The 269-nt window shown below is 61.3% G+C and carries 1 protein-coding gene; it reads right to left on the bottom strand.

Annotated features, from left to right (window positions below; all coding sequences use genetic code 11):
• Positions 1–269 (bottom strand): alpha/beta hydrolase-fold protein (locus SB754_RS20525; RefSeq protein WP_410784206.1); only part of this gene is annotated, 269 nt, incomplete at both ends.

Genomic DNA, 269 nt, shown 5'->3' with positions numbered 1-269 from the left:
CGGTGAAGGTTTCCCACCTGTTCAGACCGAGGACCGGATCTTCCTTCTCCCAGTCGGTGTACACACTCGACCGACCGCCATTGAGCATCACCACATTGACGTCTTTGTCGGCGAAGAAGCCCTTGGCATCAGCCTGGTACATCCAGCCGCTGGCGTTGTCCCCGGCGCTCACCCCGTCGAGCATGTACAGCGTCGGACGCTTCACCGAATTATCAGCGGGCAGTAGGACATCCAGCGTCACCGCACGGCGCAGTGCCGGCGATTCGACG

Source organism: Leifsonia sp. SIMBA_070, from assembly GCF_046534635.1.
Lineage (GTDB): Bacteria > Actinomycetota > Actinomycetes > Actinomycetales > Microbacteriaceae > Leifsonia.
The sequence above is the reverse complement of the archived record's forward strand: the minus strand, read 5'-3'. Positions and strand labels throughout refer to the sequence as shown.